Source organism: Thalassospira indica, from assembly GCF_003403095.1.
GTDB classification, from domain to species: Bacteria; Pseudomonadota; Alphaproteobacteria; order Rhodospirillales; family Thalassospiraceae; genus Thalassospira; species Thalassospira indica.
Window position 1 is genome coordinate 4,112,828 of record NZ_CP031555.1, and the last position, 20,524, is coordinate 4,133,351.

The 20,524-nt window shown below is 53.6% G+C and carries 18 protein-coding genes and 1 tRNA gene; 7 read left to right on the forward strand and 12 right to left on the reverse strand.

The window, feature by feature from the left end:
- Positions 1-7: 7 nt before the first annotated feature.
- From DY252_RS19240 to DY252_RS19255, 4 genes are all read right to left on the reverse strand, one after another.
- Entirely contained in the window at positions 8-1,072 is a 1,065-nt protein-coding gene (locus tag DY252_RS19240; RefSeq protein WP_008889919.1) for an ABC transporter permease, read from the reverse strand.
- Positions 1,069-2,616 (reverse strand): sugar ABC transporter ATP-binding protein, encoded by a 1,548-nt coding sequence (locus DY252_RS19245; RefSeq protein WP_064788822.1) that lies wholly within the window; start codon positions 2,614-2,616, stop codon positions 1,069-1,071. The genes DY252_RS19240 and DY252_RS19245 overlap by 4 nt, the downstream gene beginning before the upstream one ends.
- Positions 2,617-2,715: 99 nt before the next feature.
- Positions 2,716-3,726 carry a substrate-binding domain-containing protein gene (locus DY252_RS19250; protein ID WP_008889917.1) on the reverse strand — a complete coding sequence of 337 codons (1,011 nt, stop codon included), beginning with the start codon at positions 3,724-3,726 and terminating at the stop codon, positions 2,716-2,718.
- Between the two features lie 59 nt (positions 3,727-3,785).
- Complete coding sequence (locus DY252_RS19255; RefSeq protein ID WP_008889916.1) at positions 3,786-4,808, reverse strand: ABC transporter permease; 1,023 nt, start codon at positions 4,806-4,808, stop codon at positions 3,786-3,788.
- 184 nt (positions 4,809-4,992) lie between these two features.
- Here DY252_RS19255 and DY252_RS19260 point away from each other — a divergent pair, with 184 nt between their 5' ends.
- Complete coding sequence (locus DY252_RS19260; RefSeq protein ID WP_064788821.1) at positions 4,993-6,033, forward strand: LacI family DNA-binding transcriptional regulator; 1,041 nt, start codon at positions 4,993-4,995, stop codon at positions 6,031-6,033.
- Between the two features lie 151 nt (positions 6,034-6,184).
- Here DY252_RS19260 and DY252_RS19265 read toward each other — a convergent pair.
- A tRNA-Leu gene (locus DY252_RS19265) sits at positions 6,185-6,270 on the reverse strand.
- Positions 6,271-6,486: 216 nt separating this feature from the next.
- Here DY252_RS19265 and DY252_RS19270 point away from each other — a divergent pair.
- From DY252_RS19270 to DY252_RS19285, 4 genes are all read left to right on the forward strand, one after another.
- Positions 6,487-7,074, forward strand: coding sequence for a YqaA family protein (locus DY252_RS19270; protein WP_064788820.1), 588 nt, complete (start codon positions 6,487-6,489; stop codon positions 7,072-7,074).
- Between the two features lie 43 nt (positions 7,075-7,117).
- A complete protein-coding gene (locus tag DY252_RS19275; protein ID WP_064788819.1) occupies positions 7,118-7,624 on the forward strand; it encodes a disulfide bond formation protein B in 507 nt (168 codons plus the stop codon).
- A 233-nt stretch (positions 7,625-7,857) separates the two neighbouring features.
- Positions 7,858-8,745 carry a helix-turn-helix transcriptional regulator gene (locus DY252_RS19280; protein WP_064788818.1) on the forward strand — a complete coding sequence of 296 codons (888 nt, stop codon included), beginning with the start codon at positions 7,858-7,860 and terminating at the stop codon, positions 8,743-8,745.
- A 147-nt stretch (positions 8,746-8,892) separates the two neighbouring features.
- On the forward strand, positions 8,893-11,073 hold the full coding sequence (locus tag DY252_RS19285) for a TonB-dependent receptor (RefSeq protein ID WP_064788817.1): 2,181 nt from the start codon (positions 8,893-8,895) through the stop codon (positions 11,071-11,073).
- A gap of 102 nt (positions 11,074-11,175) precedes the next feature.
- On the opposite strand, the gene DY252_RS19290 is transcribed toward DY252_RS19285, so the two are convergent.
- Both DY252_RS19290 and rpmB read right to left on the reverse strand, forming a co-directional pair.
- On the reverse strand, positions 11,176-11,742 hold the full coding sequence (locus DY252_RS19290; RefSeq protein WP_008889910.1) for an HNH endonuclease: 567 nt from the start codon (positions 11,740-11,742) through the stop codon (positions 11,176-11,178).
- A 353-nt stretch (positions 11,743-12,095) separates the two neighbouring features.
- Positions 12,096-12,389: a 50S ribosomal protein L28 gene (rpmB, locus tag DY252_RS19295; RefSeq protein ID WP_008889909.1), complete on the reverse strand. Its 294-nt coding sequence runs from the start codon at positions 12,387-12,389 to the stop codon at positions 12,096-12,098.
- 448 nt (positions 12,390-12,837) lie between these two features.
- On the opposite strand from rpmB, the gene DY252_RS19300 reads away from it, so the two are divergent.
- Complete coding sequence (locus tag DY252_RS19300; protein WP_008889908.1) at positions 12,838-13,026, forward strand: hypothetical protein; 189 nt, start codon at positions 12,838-12,840, stop codon at positions 13,024-13,026.
- An 88-nt stretch (positions 13,027-13,114) separates the two neighbouring features.
- On the opposite strand, the gene DY252_RS19305 is transcribed toward DY252_RS19300, so the two are convergent.
- The 5 genes from DY252_RS19305 to DY252_RS19325 form a co-directional block, all read right to left on the reverse strand.
- Positions 13,115-15,181 carry a putative bifunctional diguanylate cyclase/phosphodiesterase gene (locus tag DY252_RS19305; RefSeq protein WP_231959708.1) on the reverse strand — a complete coding sequence of 689 codons (2,067 nt, stop codon included), beginning with the start codon at positions 15,179-15,181 and terminating at the stop codon, positions 13,115-13,117.
- A gap of 131 nt (positions 15,182-15,312) precedes the next feature.
- Positions 15,313-16,152: a tRNA glutamyl-Q(34) synthetase GluQRS gene (gluQRS, locus tag DY252_RS19310; RefSeq protein ID WP_064788815.1), complete on the reverse strand. Its 840-nt coding sequence runs from the start codon at positions 16,150-16,152 to the stop codon at positions 15,313-15,315.
- A 19-nt stretch (positions 16,153-16,171) separates the two neighbouring features.
- A complete protein-coding gene (gene cobT / locus DY252_RS19315; protein WP_064781123.1) occupies positions 16,172-18,097 on the reverse strand; it encodes a cobaltochelatase subunit CobT in 1,926 nt (641 codons plus the stop codon).
- Positions 18,098-18,148: 51 nt separating this feature from the next.
- Positions 18,149-19,156: a cobaltochelatase subunit CobS gene (cobS, locus tag DY252_RS19320; protein ID WP_008889904.1), complete on the reverse strand. Its 1,008-nt coding sequence runs from the start codon at positions 19,154-19,156 to the stop codon at positions 18,149-18,151.
- A 212-nt stretch (positions 19,157-19,368) separates the two neighbouring features.
- Positions 19,369-20,019 (reverse strand): DnaJ domain-containing protein, encoded by a 651-nt coding sequence (locus DY252_RS19325; RefSeq protein ID WP_008889903.1) that lies wholly within the window; start codon positions 20,017-20,019, stop codon positions 19,369-19,371.
- 160 nt (positions 20,020-20,179) lie between these two features.
- Between DY252_RS19325 and DY252_RS19330 the strand changes: the two genes are divergently transcribed.
- A complete protein-coding gene (locus DY252_RS19330) occupies positions 20,180-20,476 on the forward strand; it encodes a BolA family protein (RefSeq protein ID WP_064788814.1) in 297 nt (98 codons plus the stop codon).
- The last annotated feature ends 48 nt before the right edge of the window (positions 20,477-20,524 follow it).

The following is a 20,524-nucleotide window of genomic DNA, read 5'->3' on the forward strand; positions in this document are numbered from 1 at the left end:
TTTCTCTTTATTTCGCAGGTTTGAATTTGCGCTGACGGGTTACGAAGAACGCCGCGGCAAGCAGAATGAACGCGCCGACGAACACCCGTTGCCATGTGCTTGGAATTCCAACCATCACAAGAACATTATCGACCACAACGACAAGCAAAACGCCCAGCATGGTGCCAATGACCGACCCGGTTCCGCCGGTGATCCGGGCCCCGCCCAGAACAACCGCTGCAATCACCGCAATTTCAGTTCCGACAAGATCAAACGGGTTCGCCAAACGGTTGGCCGTCACATGAACGATGCCTGCCAGGCCGGCCAAAGCACCGGCATAACCAAACACGAAAAGATGGACGATCTTGACGTTGTACCCCAGACGGGCGGTGACATCCGGACTTCCACCAAGCGAGAAGATGGCGCGTCCCATCAGGGTACGGCGCATGATCCACCAGGTCAGGATCGCTGCTGCTGGCAGGATGAGGAAGTAAACAGGCAAACTGACCGTTGCGCCATTTGCCGTTTCAAATTCTAGCAGGGAAATACGCCCGAACGTGCCCATCTGACCGGGCAACTCCATGATCCAGGTCGTGCCGACAAAAGCCAGCAAGCCGCCCCGAAACAGGTACTGCGTCCCAATCGTGACAATCAGAGACGGCACACGCAGCGTATAAACCAGAAAGCCATTGAGAACGCCCAGTGCAATGCCACCGGCAACCGCGATCAGGAACACGACATAGATCGGCATGTTCGGTGCATGGTTGATTGCCAGAAGTGTGATCGAATACATCGTCAGTGCTGCGATGGCCGTAAATGACACATCAATGCCGCCTGCCGCCAGGATCACAAAAACACCCAATGCAAACAGGCCGGTCACGACACTGGCACGACCAATATCAATCAGGGTGGATGGCTGCAAAAAGGCCGGGTTTGCAATGGCGACAGCGATACAAATGGCAATAAGAAGACCCAAGGTCACCAATTCCGGTTTCTTGGCAATCAGATCACCCAATCCCCGGCGCTGCTGCAATTGCCCGGATGCCGATACATGGCCCGGAGCAGGTTTGTTTGAGGTTCCAGCCGAACTCATGCTGCACCTTCCTGTACTGAACCAAGCATCGCCTGGTAAATATCGTCTTCACTTGCGGATGCCCCATTGAGGTCTGAGACGACCTCGCCGGCATTCATCACAAGTATGCGGTCACAGTTTTGAAGAAGTTCAGGCAAATCGTCGCTGACGATGATCAGCCCCATACCGTCTTCAGCCATTTTCTGAATTGTCTGATAGATCGCGTCCTTTGACCCGACATCGACACCAACAGTTGGACCATGCAGCACGAGAATTTCCGGATTGATGCTTAACCAGCGACCAATCAGAACGCGTTGCTGGTTCCCACCCGAAAGCGATGAAACCGGCAATTCGATATCTGCGGTGTTCAGACGCATGTCGGCCGAAATTTCGCGGGCAATTTCCTTACCCTTCTTCATGTCGAGAATGCCCATGAACCCCGCAAGTTTACGCAGGATCAGAGCCACTTCGTTCTGATAGATAGATTTGCTTAAAAACAGGCCTTCGGACAGACGATCTTCCGGGACATAGGCAATGCCGGCATCAATTGAATCCGATGCTGTTACAATGCGGATGTTCTTGTCATTGATGGAGATCGTGCCACTTGCCGCAGGCCGGATACCGGCTATTGCCAAAGCAAGTTCATTTCGCCCGGAATCCGACAGCCCGGTAATGCCAAGTACCTCGCCTTTGCGAAGATCAAATCCGAAATCGTTGAAACGGCCCGGCATGCTGAAGTTCGAAAGCGACATCAGCGTATCTTCCGAAGGGCTACCTTCGCGGTATCGCTTTTCGCTGATTTGACGACCTGTCATCAGTTCGGCCAAATCGGCCCTGCTATAACTTTCAATCGGTCCTTGTGCCACGCATTGCCCGTCACGAAACACGATCGCATGCCCGCCAATACGATAGCATTCTTCGAGTTTGTGGGTGACAAACAGCACCGCGACATTTTGCGACCGCAGACGTGAGACCACATCAATAAGGTTTTCCACCTCGCGACGGGTCAGCGACGTCGTCGGTTCATCCATGATGACAAGGCGTGCTTCACAGGCAATCGCTCGGGCAATTGCCACAAGCTGACGTGTTGCCAAAGGCAGTTCCGAGACAATCGTCGACATCAGTTCGGGTGTTACGTCCAGGCCCACTTGCGACAGGGCTTTGGTCGCCGTTTGCTGCATCCGCGCCCGGTCAATACGGCGCAGAAGCCTGCCGTGGCCTTCGACCAGTTGCTCCCCAAGGGCAACATTTTCCATTACGCTCAGATTGGGGATCAAAGACAGGTCCTGATAGACGGTCTCAATCCCGAAATCGAGAGATTGAATGGGGGTAAGTTCGTTAAACACCTTGCCATCAAGAACAATCTGGCCTTCGCTGGGCGGATGCGCCCCGGCCATGATCTTGATCACGGTGCTTTTGCCACAACCGTTTTCGCCCAGCAGGTGGTATACCTCCCCGGCTTCAAGTGACAGGTCAACACCGCGCAGGGCATGGACACCGCCAAAACGTTTGTGAATGTTTCTTAGTTCAAGAAAACAGCGATTTTTCTGCGTGTTTTGCGTCACCAGTCAGACCCTTTCCTGCTGACATGTCCCGGCCTTTGACGAGGCCGGGCGGCCCGAAACATGCCAAGACACATTCCGGGCTGCCTCAACCGGGTTCGCTTAGAAAAGGTAATCTTTGTAGGTTTCCTTATCGACAAGGACCATGCCATTACCAACAATCAGAAGACCTTTGCCTGCGCCTGGTGTGACGGTCACGCTTTCGTAGCCTTCAACACCAAGGTCCATGCCATCGGTAACTTCTTTGCCTTCAAGCATCAGCTTGGCAACGGCATTCATTGCCATGCCAGCTTTCTGCGGATCCCAGAAACCAATTGCGGTGATCGCACCAGATTCCAGATAGGCCGTTGACGGGTTCGGAAGACCGGTACCAACCAGGCAGACCTTGCCAGCAAGACCAGCTTCTTCGATCGCACGTCCGACACCAAGAACATCGTTGCCAGCCGAAGTCTGGAAGCCCTTGATGTCAGGATGTTTGCGGAGGATTTCCTTGGCTTTTTCATAGGTACCATTCGCATCATCGAACGATTCATTGTTCGGGTCGACCAATTCCATACCCGGATATTTTTTGGCATTTTCTTCGCCGGCACCAACCCACTGCATGTGCGTACGGCTTCCCAGCGATCCAACAAACGTTGTCCACTTGCCTTTTTCGCCCATGCACTGCGCCAAACGTTCGTTCAGGGCCGCACCATAATCGCTGTTATCGAATGCTTCGATATCGGCATGGGTGTTGGTCTGGTTATCGGCTTCGTGCGTCACAACGATTGTGCCGCGATCCATCGCGCGGCCAAGGATACCTTCGAGAATATCTGGATCCATCGGCACAACAGCCAGTGCGTCTACGCCAGTTGCCACAAGATCATTGACGATCTGAAGCTGCTGGGCGGAATCCGCCGTTGCCGGACCGACCTGACGAATATCCATTTCGGGGTTTTGTTCGGCAAACTTGGTAACACCGGTTTCCATACGATCAAACCATGGAATACCGCTAATTTTAACGACAGTCGTAATGGATTTTGTGTCCTGCGCCGAGGACGGAGCAGCAAAACCAAGAACAGACATCGCAGCCAGTGCGAAAGCTGTGGTTTTCATAAGGTTGGCAATTTTCATAATGTTTCCTCCCAATTGGAAATATTCTGTTTGGCCAGATGTTTCCCTCTGATTTTTGATTACTTCTGTGCGTGAGGGCTGCGCACAGAGGCAGAGATCGCATGCTTTTGCAGGTTAATCAGATCAAGCAATCTGAACCGCCCGATCGCGAGGAATCCAAGCAACAGAGCCCCCCAAGCGAAATCGCGAATAAAGTTTGAAAGGCCCATGAAGTTGAGCATGCTCGACATCATCTGCAGCGTGATTGCCGACAGAACAACACAGATCACCCGCCCATAACCGCCTTCGGGTTTAACACCGGCCATCACCGCAATCAGGATTGCCACCAGAAGGTAGGATGTGCCGTAATCCCACTTCACGTTGATGGTCCGCGCGGCAATTATGATCCCGGCAAGCGACGACAGGATGCCGCTTACGGTATAGGTCGAAATGATCACTTTGTTTTTTGGAAACCCGGCATACTCAGCGGCCTTGGGGTTTGACCCATTGAGCATCAGCCACATGCCAAACGGCGTATAGCGCAGAACAAAACCGATGATGCAGGCAACCCCGATGAACAAAAGGAAACTGATCGGGATTTCAAACAACAATCCGTTGCCGATTTCATAAAGCGGGCCCGGAGCACCAACCCTTACCGAACGACCATCGGAAATCGCAACGGCAAGCCCGATAAACAGCATTTGCGTGCCCAGCGTGCAAAGGATCGCCGTGATTTTAAGATAGGCAATCAACAGGCCGTTCAGCAAACCGCCAAGAAACCCGGTTGCCAATGCCACCACGATAAAGATGAGCGAGAAAATCTCCGGGTCCTGAGAGGCAGAGAAAAAACTTACAGCAATGGTCGCAGCGACGACGCCCGAAAGATTGGCCAACGCGATCCCCGACAATTCGATGCCGCCATTCCCGACACACATCGCCAGCAAAACACCGATCGCCAACAACCCGATTTCAGGCACTTGGCCCGCCATCGACTGAAGATTAAACAGCGAAAGATAGTTTCCATCAGAAACAATCGCGCCCGCCGTCATCAACGTGATGATCAGCCCGATTAGAACGGTCAGGTGCCCGTCAAAAAAGCGCATGGATCCTCCCCATACTTTTAGTAAATTTTTATGTTTATTGACTAAAAACTATCAATTCATTTTTATGTTGGCAAGCATCTGTTTGACACAAACTGTTACATCACAGTTGCATTGATATCCGGCAGGATGTTTACTAAAGAACATAAACAATGAAGAATCAGGGAAGAGCACCAAGGTTAAGTACATGAAAAAAAATAACAAACCGACCATCAAACAGATTGCCGAACAGGCGGGCGTCTCCCCTTCGACGGTGTCGCTTGTTCTGAATGGCAAGGGTGAAATTTCCGGCGTTACCCGTTCACGGGTCCTTGAAGTTGTTTCTTCGTTGAACTACCTGCCGCGCTCCCCCAAAAATCGCGAAAAACCGGCGAAAACCATCAAGTTTCTCAAGATCGCCAAACACGGTCATACTGTGAACCGTGACCATAGCCATTTCATTTCTGATTACATTGACGGCATGTCATCAGAGGCAACCAGTCGTGGTTATAAGCTGCAGGTTTTAAGCTATGAAAATGTCACAGCAAGTGACATCACAGACATCCTGGCAAATTCGGATGCAACGGCCGCCATCATACTTGGCACCGAGCTAACGCGTGAAGATATTCAGAAAATCCAGGACTTCAGATTACCAACTGTTTTTATTGATTCTTTTTATGATCTCATTGATGCAAATTTCGTCGACATGAACAATGGCGATGCGGTTTACACCGTGCTTTCGCACTTAAAAGATCTTGGTTTTAGTAAAATTGGCTTTGTCGGCAGTGAAACGCAGACCCGAAACTTTGCTCTGCGTAAGAAAGCCTTCCTGAAAAACATGCACCATCTCGGACTGACAGTGAACAGCAGTCACATCCTGTCAATCGGGTCCACCATCTCCTCGGCATATGAAGATAGCTTCAAGGCGCTTTCCAATCACGGCAGCGTTGCCGAAGCTTATTTTTGCGCGAACGACATCATGGCATATGGCTTTACCAAAGCCCTAAAAGAAAAAGGATATAAGATCCCACAGGACATCTCGATCGTCGGGTTTGATAACCTTCCAATGAGCGCCACACTCGACCCGTCCTTAACGACGATAGATGTTTCGAAACGCAAAATCGGAAGCATGGCTGTTACGGTACTTGATGAACTCTTAAACGCAGAGGGCTCCCTGCCTGCGGTCAAGGTTCAGGTCGGCGCAGAGCTTGTTGTCCGCGCAAGCACAGCCTCAAAGAAAACCGGCTGATAACGCAATGCTTGACCGCCATTGCCAACACTGCCTTTAAGCACCCCGTACCTCGACGTGGCACATATCGATTAATACGCAGCGTCTGGAAAAGATATGGGAAGCTAAAAGAACAAAACCCAACCGATTATGGCTGGGTTTGGAAAAGCGATGGTGCCCCCGGGGAGAATCGAACTCCCACTCACAAAGTGAAACAGATTTTGAGTCTGCCGCGTCTACCAATTCCGCCACAGGGGCAGGCAATTCGGGTGCGTGTGCGCACCCTCCATCAACGGGCGGGATAATAGCCGTAAATTTCGCCGGGTCAATGGGGCTTTGTGCAAAAATACGTCTGCGTAGATACGGACAAACTGCGCCATTGCGATTGCCGGCAAAATGCGGTTTGATCTGGCCTGTTTTCAAGGCCAAGCGCCGCTCCCCAAATCGCAGACAACATGACAAGGCGCTATTGCCGTGATCCGCAGCCTCTATGACTGGACCATGAACCTTGCCGGCCACCGCCATGCCGGCTTGGCCCTGTTTTTCATTGCAGCGATTGAAAGCTCTGTCTTTCCGATTCCGCCTGACATTCTGCTGATCCCGATGATCATTGCCGCCCCCACGCGCGCCTGGCGCTATGCGCTGATTTGCTTGGTTGGGTCGGTCCTTGGCGGACTTGTGGGATACGGTATCGGCTTCTTCCTGTTTGAAACGGTCGGACAGCCTGTGTTGGAGCTTTATGGCTATGCCGACAAGTTTGATCAGTTCCGCGACTATTATAATGATTGGGGTGCCTGGGCGGTGTTCATTGCCGGTGTCACGCCATTCCCCTACAAGGTGATCACCATCCTGTCGGGTGTGACCGCACTTGACCCGGTTGTCTTTACGCTCGCATCGATCTTGGCGCGCGGATTGCGATTCTTTGTCATTGCCGCCCTGATCTGGAAATTCGGCCCTGTCATCCGCGACTTCATCGAACGTCGACTGGGCCTCGTTTTCACCATATTTATCGTGGTTCTTGTCGGTGGATTTGCCGCGATCAAACTGATCCCGCATGGGTGACCCGACACCAAATTCTTATGCACGCCAATAAACGGACCAACTGATGTTCAATTTGCTGCGCCCACGCTTTATCCCGGCCTTTCCGCCCCTTGCCCTGCTGCTGGTTTCAGCAGGCAGCATCGGCTTTGCGTTTTACGCGCAATATGTCCAGAAGCTGCTTCCCTGCGTGCTGTGTCTGTATCAGCGTGTGCCGTTTTATGTGGTTGCCGGTCTTTCGATCATTGCGCTGTTGCTGATCCGCTTTCCTGCCGCCGCACGGGCAGTGGTTTATCTTTGTGCTGCGACCTTTGCTGTCGGAACGGCGATCGCGTTTTACCACGTTGGTGTTCAGGAATTGTGGTGGGAAGGCCCTGCCATGTGTGGAGGGGTGCAAAGCGGTGCCGCATCCGTGGCAGATCTCAAGGCACAACTTATGGCGCAACCGATCATTCGCTGTGACAAGATCGACTGGACCCTGTTTGGCATCACCATGCCAACTGTCAATGTGTTCTTCTCGGCAGCACTCACTGTTTTCTGCCTGATCGCACCGTCGCGCTGGATGAAGAAATAACCGCGAACACCTTCGACGCTGCTGAAGCCAAGCCTCACAAAACCCGTCTGACACGTCAGGCGGGTTTTTGCATTTCCAAAGGTCGCCTTTTGCGCGAACAATTGCTCAGAAATGTGACAATTCTTCGCATGATAATGAGAATTGTTATTGTTTGCAGAAAATTCCCGGTTATATTGAGACCCATTCGCACCATAAGTTCCGACTGTACAAAGGACCCGATTGTCGTGAGCGCCATGGCATTCCATCCGCATATGAACAGCCACATCGAAGGTATTTCGCTTCTTGATGACCTGCGGTTCCGTCGCTGGAACACTGCCATTTCCGATTTATGGCATGTGGAATGTGAAGCTGAGGCTGGGGGAACCTACATTTCGCAAGCCCCCCGTCTGGTGGCGATCCTTGATTGCGTGGGCGATGGGCGTATCAACGTCCGTTCCTCAGATGACGCAGCAGGTCAGCAACGTCGCGGCAAAGGATGCCTGTCCTATATCCCGGCCGGGATGGAGGTCTCATCCGAGGTTTTCGGCGCGTGTCGCCTGCGTCATCTTGATATCCATCTTGATGTCGACGCACTTGAAAACAGTATGGGCGCTCCGATTGACCGCGCGACCCTGGAAACACCGCGCATCGGTTTTTGCGATCCGCGCATCAATACGCTGGTCCGGTTGCTGGCCGACGACCTGCAAAGCGATCACCCAAGCCCGCAGATCTATGGCGAAGGTTTGATCAGCGCGCTGACCGCAGCCCTGCTGCAACCGCGCCAAGCCAATGAACCGCAACGCAAACGCGGCAAACTGGCACCGTACCATTTGCGCAAGTCGGTCGACTATATCGAACAGAATTGTGGACGCACCATCCGCCTTGATGAACTGGCACAGCTGACGGGCTTGTCGCAGTCCTATTTCTGTTCAGCCTTTCGCGAAAGTACGGGCATGCCGCCGCAACAGTGGCAAATGAAAGCGCGGGTAGAACGTGCCAAGAACCTGCTAAAAGATGCCGATACCCCACTTGCCTCGGTCGCCCTTCGGGTCGGCTTTGCCGATCAGGCGCACCTGACGCGCGTATTCCGCAAGATCGTTGGCACCACGCCCGGCGCCTGGCGCAAGGAACAGTTCGCGTAACTTAAGCCAAATTCCGTTCAATACGCCGAAATCCGGTTCAATATTCCATCCCCCACCGCGTGATATCGAGTGGCCATCATCATAGATGGCCCGCCGGTTCCCGCCCGACAGGTCGTCGTCAAAGACAACCGATACAGGGAATCCCAAATGCGTTTTACAGGACAGAAATTGTCTTCAACCCTTTTGCTGGGTACGGCACTGGCGCTGGTTTTTGCCGCCCCGAATTATGCACTGGCGCAGTCCGCAGATGACGCGACAGCGAGCGAAGGCGAAACCACCGAAGCATTGATCATCGAAGGCGAAGCAACGGTCGAGGCCGGCGACCCGACCCCACCGGTTTATGTCGGCGGACAGGTTGCCACGGGTACCCGACTTGGTGCCTTTGGCAACAAGGACACGATGGATACACCGATTGCAGCCACTGGTTACACCAGTGAGCTGATCAAGAACCAGCAGGCACGCGATATTTCCGATGTGATGGATAACGACCCATCGGTGATCAATACCAACGGGTTCGGTACCTTCGCCAACCGTTTTACCATTCGCGGCTTTGACCTGACAGCCGATGACGTCTCAATTGATGGGCTTTACGGCACCGCACCGCGTCAGTCGGTTGCCCTTGAAATGTTCGACCGTGTCGAAGTGGTCAAAGGCGCATCTGGCTTCTTGAATGGCATGGCACCTTCTTCTGGTGGCTTGGGCGGCAACATCAACCTTGTCCCGAAACGTGCCGGTGACGATCCGGTCACCAGCTTCACCGGCAGCTATGGCGCAACCAGTGAGGTTGGGGGGCATTTTGATTTTGGCCGTCGCTTTGGTTCCGACGATCAGTTCGGGGTCCGCACAAACGTCTTGCACCGGGCAGGCGAAGCATCCATCGAAAATGAAGATCGTGAGACGTCGCTTGGTTCAATCGCGCTCGATTACCGCGGCGATGACACTCGGGTCACGTTCGATGCAGCGATTAACAAGCTGAGTGTTGAAGAAGGCCGCCCAACAGTTAGGGCAAACAATCTGACCTCAATGCTTGATGCACCGTCCGGTTCGCATAACTTTGCCGCCGCTGGCACTTATAGTGATCTTGAGGACAAGTTCGCACAGGTGCGCTTCGAGTATGACGCAACCGAAAGCACGATGCTTTATACCGCCATTGGCGCACATACCACTGACGAAGACAGTGATTTTTCATCCGTCACCTTAACCAGCACGGATGGATCGGGCGATTTTGGCAGATTCGCGACAGTTTATGAACGCGAAGATGTCAGTGGTGTTGCAGGCATCCGTCAGGAGTTTGAAACCGGACCGGTTAAGCACGAACTCAATGCCGGAACCACCGCAATGTGGCAGGAAGCAAGGACAAACTGGGATTTCGGCACATCTGTTGCCGGTAACATCTATAACAGCGGCCCATCCAACATCGTATTTGGCGACCCCGGGGACGCCAATCTCAGCTCACATACAATCCTGACAAGCTATTTCCTGGCCGATACGGTGAGCTTCTTTGATGACAACATCCACCTGACCGGTGGTGTTCGTCGTCAGAACGTCAAATCGCGTGGTTACGACAGACTAACCGGCGCCAAGAACTCCAACTATGACTCCTCGACCAATTCACCGATGCTCGGCTTCGTTGGCAATGTGACCGATCAGATCACGGTTTATGCCAATTATATCGAAGGTCTGGAGGCCGGAAAAACCGTGACGGAGGCGACTGCAACCAACCGAGGTGAAACGTTAGCACCGTACACGACTGAGCAAATGGAGGTCGGCGCGAAGTTTGACTTCGGCACCTTTGGAGGCGGCATTGCCGTGTTCCAGGCTGAGAAACCATCGGCGTTTCTTAATAGCAGCAACCTCTATACCACCGATGGTGAGCAGCGAAACCGTGGTCTTGAGCTGACGGCCTTTGGTGAACCAATTATTGGCACCCGCATTCTGGGTGGCATCACCTTTATCGACGCCGAACTGACCAAAACCGAGAATGGCACCAATAACGGCAATACGGCACCCGGCGTTCCGGAATATCAGGCAACCCTTGGTGCGGAATATGATTTGCCGTTCCTTGATGGTGCGACAGTTGGTGGACGCCTGATCCATACCGCCGCGCAATACGTTAACACCGCCAACACGGTTGAAATCCCGTCCTGGACGCGATTTGACGTGAGCGCGCGTTACGTGACCGAGCTTTATGACTATCCGGTCACCTTCCGTGCAAATGTCGAAAACCTGACCGATAATGACTATTGGGAAACTGCCAGCACGGAAACCAGCTATATGACCGTAGGCAAGCCGCTTACAGCGATATTCTCGCTTACGGCAGATTTCTGATCCTCTGAGGTTTCTCGCACTGAGAAGACCAAAAACAAAAAGCCGACGGTGATATCGCCGTCGGCTTTTTTATTGGCTCTATAGCGGGCTGAAACCAGCTGCTTAGAAATCGTATTCCAGTTCGGTATCCCAGTATAAAAAATCCCGCCAACTTTCGTGAAGATAGTTTGGCGGGAAACGGCGTCCTGTGGTCTGGAGTTCGTGCATCGAGGGCTGTCCCGGCGTCCTGCGCAGTCGCAGGCCCGCCTCGCGCACCGATCGACTGCCCTTAAACAGGTTGCAGTCCGAACAGGCTGTGACGATGTTTTCCCAATTGGTGCGCCCACCGCGTGCGCGCGGGATCACATGATCAAAGGTCAGTTCATTTGTCGGCAGGCGGTCACCGCAATACTGACAGGAAAATTCATCACGCAAAAAGACGTTAAACCGGGTGAAGGCCGGGCTGCTTTTGAGCGGGACATACTCCTTGAGCGAGATGACACTCGGCAGGCGCATTTTAAAGGAAGGAGAACGTACTTCGCGGTCGTATTCGGACAGAACATCGACGCGTTCAAGAAAGACTGCCTTGAGCGTATCCTGCCATGACCAAAGAGATAGCGGGAAGTAGCTCAACGGCCGAAAATCGGCGTTAAGAACAAGTGCCGGACACGCATTGGGCGATAAATGCATACCATCCGCTCCACCGTGTTTACCGAGTCGCTTGCCTTATTTAGCAGGTCCGGGAATCGCTGTTGATGAACATATCATGACGTTTCACCAAACCGGGCGACACGGCGACGTAAACCACTGATAGAGCAAAGTATAGAGCAAATTTCCAAAAGCGCAAAGCTCGTGTTCTGCCGAGTCGCGTTTATTGAGACAGTACCCTTGCGTAGCCCAAGGAACCCTTGGAGAACTGCAGTACGGCACGGCGCAAAAAAAGCCGCCCGACGATATCTGGCAGCCTGTCTGGAGCCGAAAAAACGAAAGGCCCGCTAAAAAGCGAGCCTTCGTAAATTCTGTCTGTAAAGCAGAAGCCTTAATTAGGCAGCTTTTGCTTCAACAGCTTTGGCGACCTGGCGTTTGATTTTCACCAAATCTGCCGGCAGCTTTGCATTTGCAGTGCTGAGCAGATACGCATCCAGACCACCACGTTTTTCGATGGTGCGGACAGCATTGGTGGTCAGACGCAGACGCACCGAACGACCGAGCGACTCACTAAGCAGCGAGGTCGGCTGCAGGTTCGGGAGGAAACGACGTTTGGTACGATTGTGGGCGTGGCTCACATTCATGCCGACCAAAACGCCTTTGCCGGATACCGGGCAGCGACGTGCCATGACCTGATCTCCTGGTCTATAAATTCGCAAAAGGACGCTTGGCCTGAACATGCAGGCCCGCGCTTGGAAGCGGGTTATTACCGCCTCTAACCCATGCCGTCAAGCCTTCATCAACCGAAAACCGCGACAAAAACGCTTATCAGAGCTGTTTTGACGATAATCCTTAGTTTGTGCCGGTATTTGCCCAACTCAACCGCACGGAATCTGATGTTTTCCAAACCGGGGCGACAATAACAAAGACCCCATTTACAGGCAATTGCGCCATCCCGACACGATGCAAACAATCGATTCTCTGTCTTTAATATAATAAGAGCACCCGGCTTCATGCCTGCAAAGGCCTTGGGGTCAATCTGTCGCGTTTATTGATACGGATCAAAACGCCTACGCGCACAGCATGGTAGGTTCGACACCATGAGTTAAGAAATCCGTTTCGGGAGCATGACGGGACATGAAATCAGATAGCAAAGTTTCTCTGCCGCTTTTGGGCATTCTGCTGGTCGCTGTAATAGGCTTGGCGCTTTATCTTGCCGGTTATGTTCTTGCCGCGTTCGGCGTTCCGATCGCGTCCTTCTGGATTTATGTCGCGCTGGCGCTTGTGCCGGTCAGCTTCCTTGTTCTGATTGATTTTAGCCGCTGATTCTGTCCCCCAGCAGAACAGGACTGTGAACGGCTTGCCACACTTGCGGCAGGCCGTTTTTTTTTGCGCCAGTTTCAAAGAAACACCGTCAGGCGGGAAAATCCGGATCGGTTTGCCAATGAATATAGCGACACGGGAGTTGCCCCGGACGGGCAAAGAAATACCCTTGATAGGCATCTACCCCCATCGCGCGGAGTTCCGCACGGTGTTGCGGCGTCTCGATCCCCTCGGCAATGACCTTAAGACCAAAGCGATGGGCGATCAGAATTGCGGCCTCAATCACCACGCGGGCATTTTCATCCATCGACAAGACAAATGACTTGTCGATCTTGACCGCATCGACATGAATTTCATGCAGGCGCGACAAGGATGAATACCCGGTCCCGAAATCATCAATATGAATGCCGACTTCCATCGCGTGCAGATGATCAAGCACAGCGGAAATCTGGGAGGTCTGGCGTTTTTCAAAGATCGATTCCGTGACTTCCAAAACCAACCGATTGGATGCAAGACCGGTTTCCGTCAGGATGCGTGAAACCATATCGGGAAAATTCGGCATCACGATCTGACGGATCGAGACATTGATGGCGATTTTCGTGGTGACCGGAATCTCGGTATTGTCATGGAGGGTCTGGCAGGCGCGCCGCATGCACCATTCCCCGATATCAACGATGAGCGCACTTTCCTCGGCAATCGGAATGAATTCATCGGGTGGTACAGTGCCAAGCACCGCGCTGTTCCAGCGCAAAAGGGCCTCGTAGGCGATAATATCGCCATTGGTTGCATCAATGACCGGCTGGTACTCGATATAAAATTCATCGGCACTCAGCGCCCGGCGCAGCGCCTGTGTCACACTCAGGCGACGTTCCTGTTCCGTCAGCAGCATCTTGTCGTAGTTATGCACACTGCCCCGGCCGGATCGTTTGACCTCGGCCGCGGCCAGATCCGCCCAGTGGATCAGTTCCGATATCGACGGATTACGTCCGGACGAAAAGGCAACGCCGGTACTGAACCCGACATGCAATGTATGACCGACAATATTGATCGGCTGATTAACCGCGCGCTGGGCCAGTTCAACCGTGGTTTCGACCAGTGGGTGAAGCTCTTCATGCGGGGCGGCCAGAACGATCAGAAACTCATCCCCGCCCCAACGCCCCAATGCATGGCGGTCTTCAACACATTCCCTAAGCCGCATGCTGACAGCACGCAGAACTTCATCACCAATCGCGTGACTGAGGCCATCATTGATCTGTTTGAACCGGTCGAGATCAATAAACAGCACGGCATAATCCAGAAGCGCGTCCGATCTCTTTTTATGTTCGAACCACGCGACAATCCCGTCACGGTTAAGGATGCCGGTCAGGGCATCGTGTTCGACCAGATTGCGCAGCTCCTCTGTGCGCTGCTCGACCCGCGCTTCAAGGGTAGCATTCCAGTTTTCGGTAATCCGGTTTTTCTGCCGGAGGTCTTCGACCAGCCCCTGATTTTGATGTTTGAGGACAAAAGATCTGAAAAGAACCGCGTGATTGTTGCGATGCGTCACAAGCATCACCAGCAGGAACACCAGCGCCAAGGCGGACAGGATATAGTTCGCATCCCCCATCGCCGACAGGATCACGGCTGGCGGCAATAGCAGCGCACACAGATAAAAGCGCCCGACGAGGAAGACGGGAGCAAGAATACCCGTGGCACCCCCTGCCATACCGGCAATGATGATCATGGTCAGAAACTGGCTTTCGCCCTGAACAGCGGGAAGTTCAATCGCACCAACCATGGACCATAGCAGTCCGGTGACAATCACCCCGATCTGATAGCGAAAGCGCCATTTTCGAAGCAGATCAGAGGAGAGCTCCGTACTGTTTTCACGCGTCAGATGATAGAGATACCCACCCCAAAGCCGAATGCTGCAAATCAAGGTGACGGCCAGAAGCCAGATAACGGTTTCGGCGCGCAAATCGCCCAGCAGCCAGAGCATCACAACCAAACTGCCGCCCGCAGCAAGGTTAACCAGGATGTTTGCCCAATTGTTGCGATAGGCCAGATCAAGAAGGTCGCGCTGAACCTTTCCGTTCAACTCTTCCCCGGCACTCATTTCTATGCCCGGGTCGAGAATGCGTTTCGCAATTCCCCTAACCAAGCCAGCATCTTTTTTCATCTGGTCTTGTGCCCCCGACATCATCGTTCGATCAAAACATCCTATACGGAGGTAATAATCAACGACAACGGGAATATGAAAAACACAAAATATTACGGCTTACTAAGGGATCACCGCCCCGCCCCAGTCAATCAGAATTGATCGGCCAGTTTGGTCACGTCAGCAGGCGAAAGCCCCTCTTCGCGCATGGATCTGAGCGTCCTGGATTTGTCACGCTTGGCAAAGCGTTTGCCATCCGGCCCGGTCAAAAGCCCGTGATGGTGGTATTCAGGCACGTCATAGCCCAGCAATTTCTGCAACAAGCGATGCAGGTGGCTGGCAAAAAACAAGTCCTCACCACGAGTGACGAGGGTTATGCCCTGCAGATCATCATCATGGGTCACCGAGATATGATAGCTGGTCGGGGTATCCTTGCGTGCCAGAACCACATCGCCAAAGATTTCCGGGGTAGCGATCTGTTTGCCCGCAGCACGATCAAACCACGTCAGTTCGCGGCCGACCTGTTTAATCGCCGCAGCCATATCAAGACGAAGTGCATAACTTTCACCGGCCGCGATGCGGTCCTTGCGTTCGGTTGGCGAACACTGCCGGCAGGTACCGGGATAAAGCGCGCCATCCGGGCCATGCGGTGCGTTGCCAATGCGCGCGATTTCTGCCTGAATGTCCTTGCGAGTGCAAAAGCACGGATAAAGCAATTCCATGTCCGCCAAGTGATCCAGCACCGCCTGATAATCGGCGATGTGATCGGACTGCACCCGAACCGGCACTTCCCATTCAAGGCCAAGCCAGGTGAGATCTTCATAGATCGCATCCAGATATTCCGGGCGGCACCGGGTCTGGTCGATATCTTCGATCCGCAAAAGAAAACGGCCATCCGGCCCGGCCTGTTTTGCAGAAAACAAGGCTGAGGCCGCATGGCCGAGATGAAGATATCCGGTCGGGCTTGGTGCAAAGCGGGTGATCACGGTCATCCTTTAAGCACCCCTGCCCTTACCAGCGGTCGCGATCGCCTGTGGCGTGATCGCGGGCTTGCGCATTATCGGCTGGCACATGGCGCATCGGGCGTTTTGGCTGGCGCGCGCCTTGTTCATCAAACAGATCGGACAATTCGCGCAACATGGTGCCACCGAGTTCTTCCGGATCGTTGATCGTCACCGCACGGCGATAATAGCGCGTGACGTCATGACCGATCCCGATCGCCAGAAGTTCGACCGGTGATCTGGTTTCGATCCATTCGATCACTTCGCGCAGATGACGTTCCAGATAGTTTCCGGAATTGACCGAAAGGGTCGAGTCATCCACCGGCGCACCATCGGAAATCACCATCATGATCCGGCGTTGTTCGGTGCGACCCAGAAGACGTTCATGCGCCCAAAGCAGTGCTTCGCCGTCGATGTTTTCCTTTAGCAGCCCCTCGCGCAGCATCAGACCAAGGTTCTTGCGTGCCCGACGCCAAGGCGTGTCGGCAGCCTTGTAGATGATGTGACGCAGATCGTTCAGACGACCGGGTTTCGGCGGTTTCCCGGCCTCGACCCAGCTTTCGCGCGACTGGCCACCTTTCCACTGACGGGTGGTGAAACCAAGGATTTCGACCTTAACGCCACAGCGTTCCAGTGTACGGGCCAGAATATCAGCCGACAGGGCGGCAATCGTAATCGGACGGCCGCGCATGGAGCCGGAATTATCGATCAGAAGGGTGACAACCGTATCGCGAAAATCGGTATCCTGTTCCTGCTTGAACGATAGCGACGTCGACGGGGTCGAGACGATCCGGGCCAGCTTGGCGGCATCAAGAATGCCTTCTTCAAGGTCGAAGTCCCAGCCACGGTTCTGCTGCGCCATCAGGCGGCGTTGCAGACGGTTGGCAAGCTTGGAAACCACGTTCTGAAGGTTGGCCAGCTGCTTATCAAGCATCGCGCGCAGGCGCGACAGTTCGAGGTTTTCACACAGATCATCTGCGGTGACGACCTCGTCAAATTCGCGGGTAAACGGCTCATAGCCACGTTCAACAGGCTCGTTGCGGCCATCGAATTCCGGCTGCTCGCCCGGTCCGGCAGGCTTTTCTTCCTGCGACATGGCTTCAAGCTGCTGGTCGTCAATATCGCCTTCACCGGCTTCGGCTTCTTCGGAACCGGCATCGGTTTGATCATCGCTGCCATCAGGTTCGGAATCGTCATTCTGGCCCTGCTGGCCGCCTTGACTTTCCATGTCTTCCTGATCGGGATCATTTTCGCCGTCTTTTTGCTCGTCATCCTCGCCCTCCTGTTCGGGCGGGGCATCGTCGAGGTCGTCTTCAAGCGAAAGGTGATCGAGCAATTTGCGCATGCCGCGCGCAAAGGCATCCTGATCATCGAGCAGATCGCGCAGGTTACTCAGGTCTGAGCCGGCATTTTCTTCGATATGTGAACGCCACAGATCAATCAGCGGACCGGCAGATTCCGGGGCCTTTTCACCGGTAAAGACTTCACGCGCCAGCATGCCGATAGCATCAGCAAAGGGGGCATCGTCGCGTGATGTCACACGGTGATAATTCTTGGCATGGCAGTCCTGCTCGGCATGTTCGCGAAGGTTTTTGCGCACACCGGGGAAATACCGCGAACCCACTGCTTCGACACGTGCAGTTTCAAGCGCATCGTAAACAGCCTGAGCCTCGGCGGTTTCGGGCATGCGTTTGGCGTGCAGGGTGGCATCATGGTGACGCATCTTAAGCGCCCAGCCATCGGCAACACCGCGCAGATCGGCGACTTCATCCTTGGGCATGGACTGTTTGGGCATCGGCAAACGCACATGTTCACCATAGCCGCCCGGACGCCCGCCTTTGACAAAGCCGACTTCCAGATCATTGCGCCCGGCAAGCGCACGAAACGTCGCTGCCGTACCGCGCAAGAAGCCGGAAAGAGCCTCATCATTCTTCATCGCACTACTCGCTTGTGGAACCAGTTCGCCAATCTGCTTAAGAGCCACGCCTTAGCGAACCATTACATTAATGGCTTCCTCGGGCAGTTCTTCACCAAAGCAACGCTGATAATATTCCGCCAAAATCGGACGTTCGACTTCGTCGCAACGGTTAAGGAACGTTACGCGGAAGGCATAGGAAACGTCGCCAAAAATCTTGGCGTTTTCGGCAAGCGTGATCACGGTACGCGGACTCATGACGGTTGAGATATCACCGGCCACAAAGCCCTGACGCGTCAGGTTGGCAAGGGCAACCATTGCCTCGATCTTCTGGCGGCCTTCGGCAGTATCAAACGCCGGAACCTTGGCGGTGACGATGTTGGTTTCGTCTTCGACCGACAGATAATTCAGCGTCGCAATGATCGACCAACGGTCCATCTGCGCCTGGTTAATCTGCTGGGTGCCGTGATACAGGCCCGTTGTATCGCCAAGACCGACCGTGTTCGAGGTCGCAAACAGGCGGAAATGCGAATGCGGGTGGATGACCTTGTTCTGATCAAGAAGGGTCAGCTTGCCATCGACTTCAAGCACACGCTGGATCACGAACATCACATCCGGGCGACCGGCATCATATTCATCAAAGACCATCGCGACAGGGCGTTTGAGCGCCCAAGGCAAAATGCCCTCGCGGAATTCGGTGATCTGTTTGCCATCACGCAGAACAATCGCGTCCTTACCGATCAGGTCGATACGGCTGATGTGGCTATCAAGGTTTACACGCACGCACGGCCAGTTCAGACGCGCTGCCACCTGCTCGATATGGGTCGATTTACCGGTGCCGTGATAACCCTGGATCATCACGCGGCGGTTATGGGCAAAGCCCGCCAGGATCGCCATCGTGGTATCGCGATCAAAACGATAGGTCGGATCAATCGCCGGCACATGTTCGCTGCCCTGACTGAATGCCGGGACTTCCATATCGATATCGATCCCGAACGTTTCACGGACGGAAATGGTGATGTCGGGTGTATCAAGCGGATGTTCTGCCGCTGCACCGCTCGCTTCGTAACCTTGGCTCATAAGTACTCGCGCGTTTTTCGGACCGGCGCTGGTGACGCGGTCGTTTCGTTAAACTTGCTCATTAATAGCGGTTATGACGCATCACACAAAGGGAAGATGCGCAAAAAATATCTATTATCGCAAAAGGTTTGGTCGATAAGACCTTCCAGATACGCAAACTGCAACCAGATAGACCGGTTTTGATCAAATTTCGCAGAAAATTAGCCAGAAAGCTAAAGTGTCACGCGCGCTTCAAGATCGCGGATATAGCGCGTGAGTGATGTATAGGCCGCACTGATCCGCTTGAACCGTTCCTCGGCCGCCTTGTCGCCGCCATTGGCATCAGGGTGGTACTTTTTGGAAAGTGCCTTGTATTTCGTCTTGAGTTCATCGCGGGTGAACGGCCATCCCAAATCGAGGGTCGCCATGGCCTCTTGCTGTTCGGCAGGCATGCCCATGGCGCCAGCGCGACGCTGGGCTTCTTCGCTTTTGCGTTTGCGTTCGGCATTGGCCCTGGCTTCGGCACCGGGGCCGTGATGGGTCTGGTCGCCGTCTTCGTTAAAGAAGCCGAACCCGTCCTTGAATTTGAAGTTGAACGGTTTTTTTGATCCGCGGATATGACCGAACTGCCATGTCGGGCGCTGCCAGTGGGTATCGCGACGCATGTCGTTTTCGATATCCTCGGCCTTCATGCCTGCATAATAGTTCCACGACTTGTTGTATTCACGGACATGTTCCAGACAGAACTTGTAATAGTCACGCAACTTGCGATCCTTGGGCGCACGGAATTCCCCATGCCCGTCACATTCCGGCCAGTCACATTCCGGCAGAACGGGTTCTTCATGGTAAAGCGTCTTGCGCTTGTTGCGGTGTCCTCGGTTCATTTGCGTCTATATGTTCTGAAAATTCGATGCGCGCAATATCATACGGGTGCTTTAAATGCGATAAAAGGCTTGAAAAACGGTCACCGCATGACAGAACGTGACGTAAAGAACCGTTTTTGCAGCAATCTGCAAACATCACCAGAAAACAGAGGCCCTTACCATGCAGGTCGCCAACCAGATCCGTGACATCCTGACCGAACAATTCAGCCCGGTCGAACTACAGATCAATGATGATTCGTCCAAACATGCCGGTCATGCCGGTGCAGACCCGCGTGGCGAGTCCCATTTCTCCGTTCTTGTGGTTTCCGAAAAATTCGAAGGCGAGAACCGCGTCAATCGCCAGCGCCTTGTATATGGCGCGCTTGATGCTTTGCTGAAGGATCGCGTGCACGCGCTGGCACTCAAAACCATGACACCAGCGGAATACGAAAACGCCCTGGCCAACAAAAACAATTAAGAATAATTCCACATAGTGAAATCAACCTAGACGTTCATCCCGATTAGG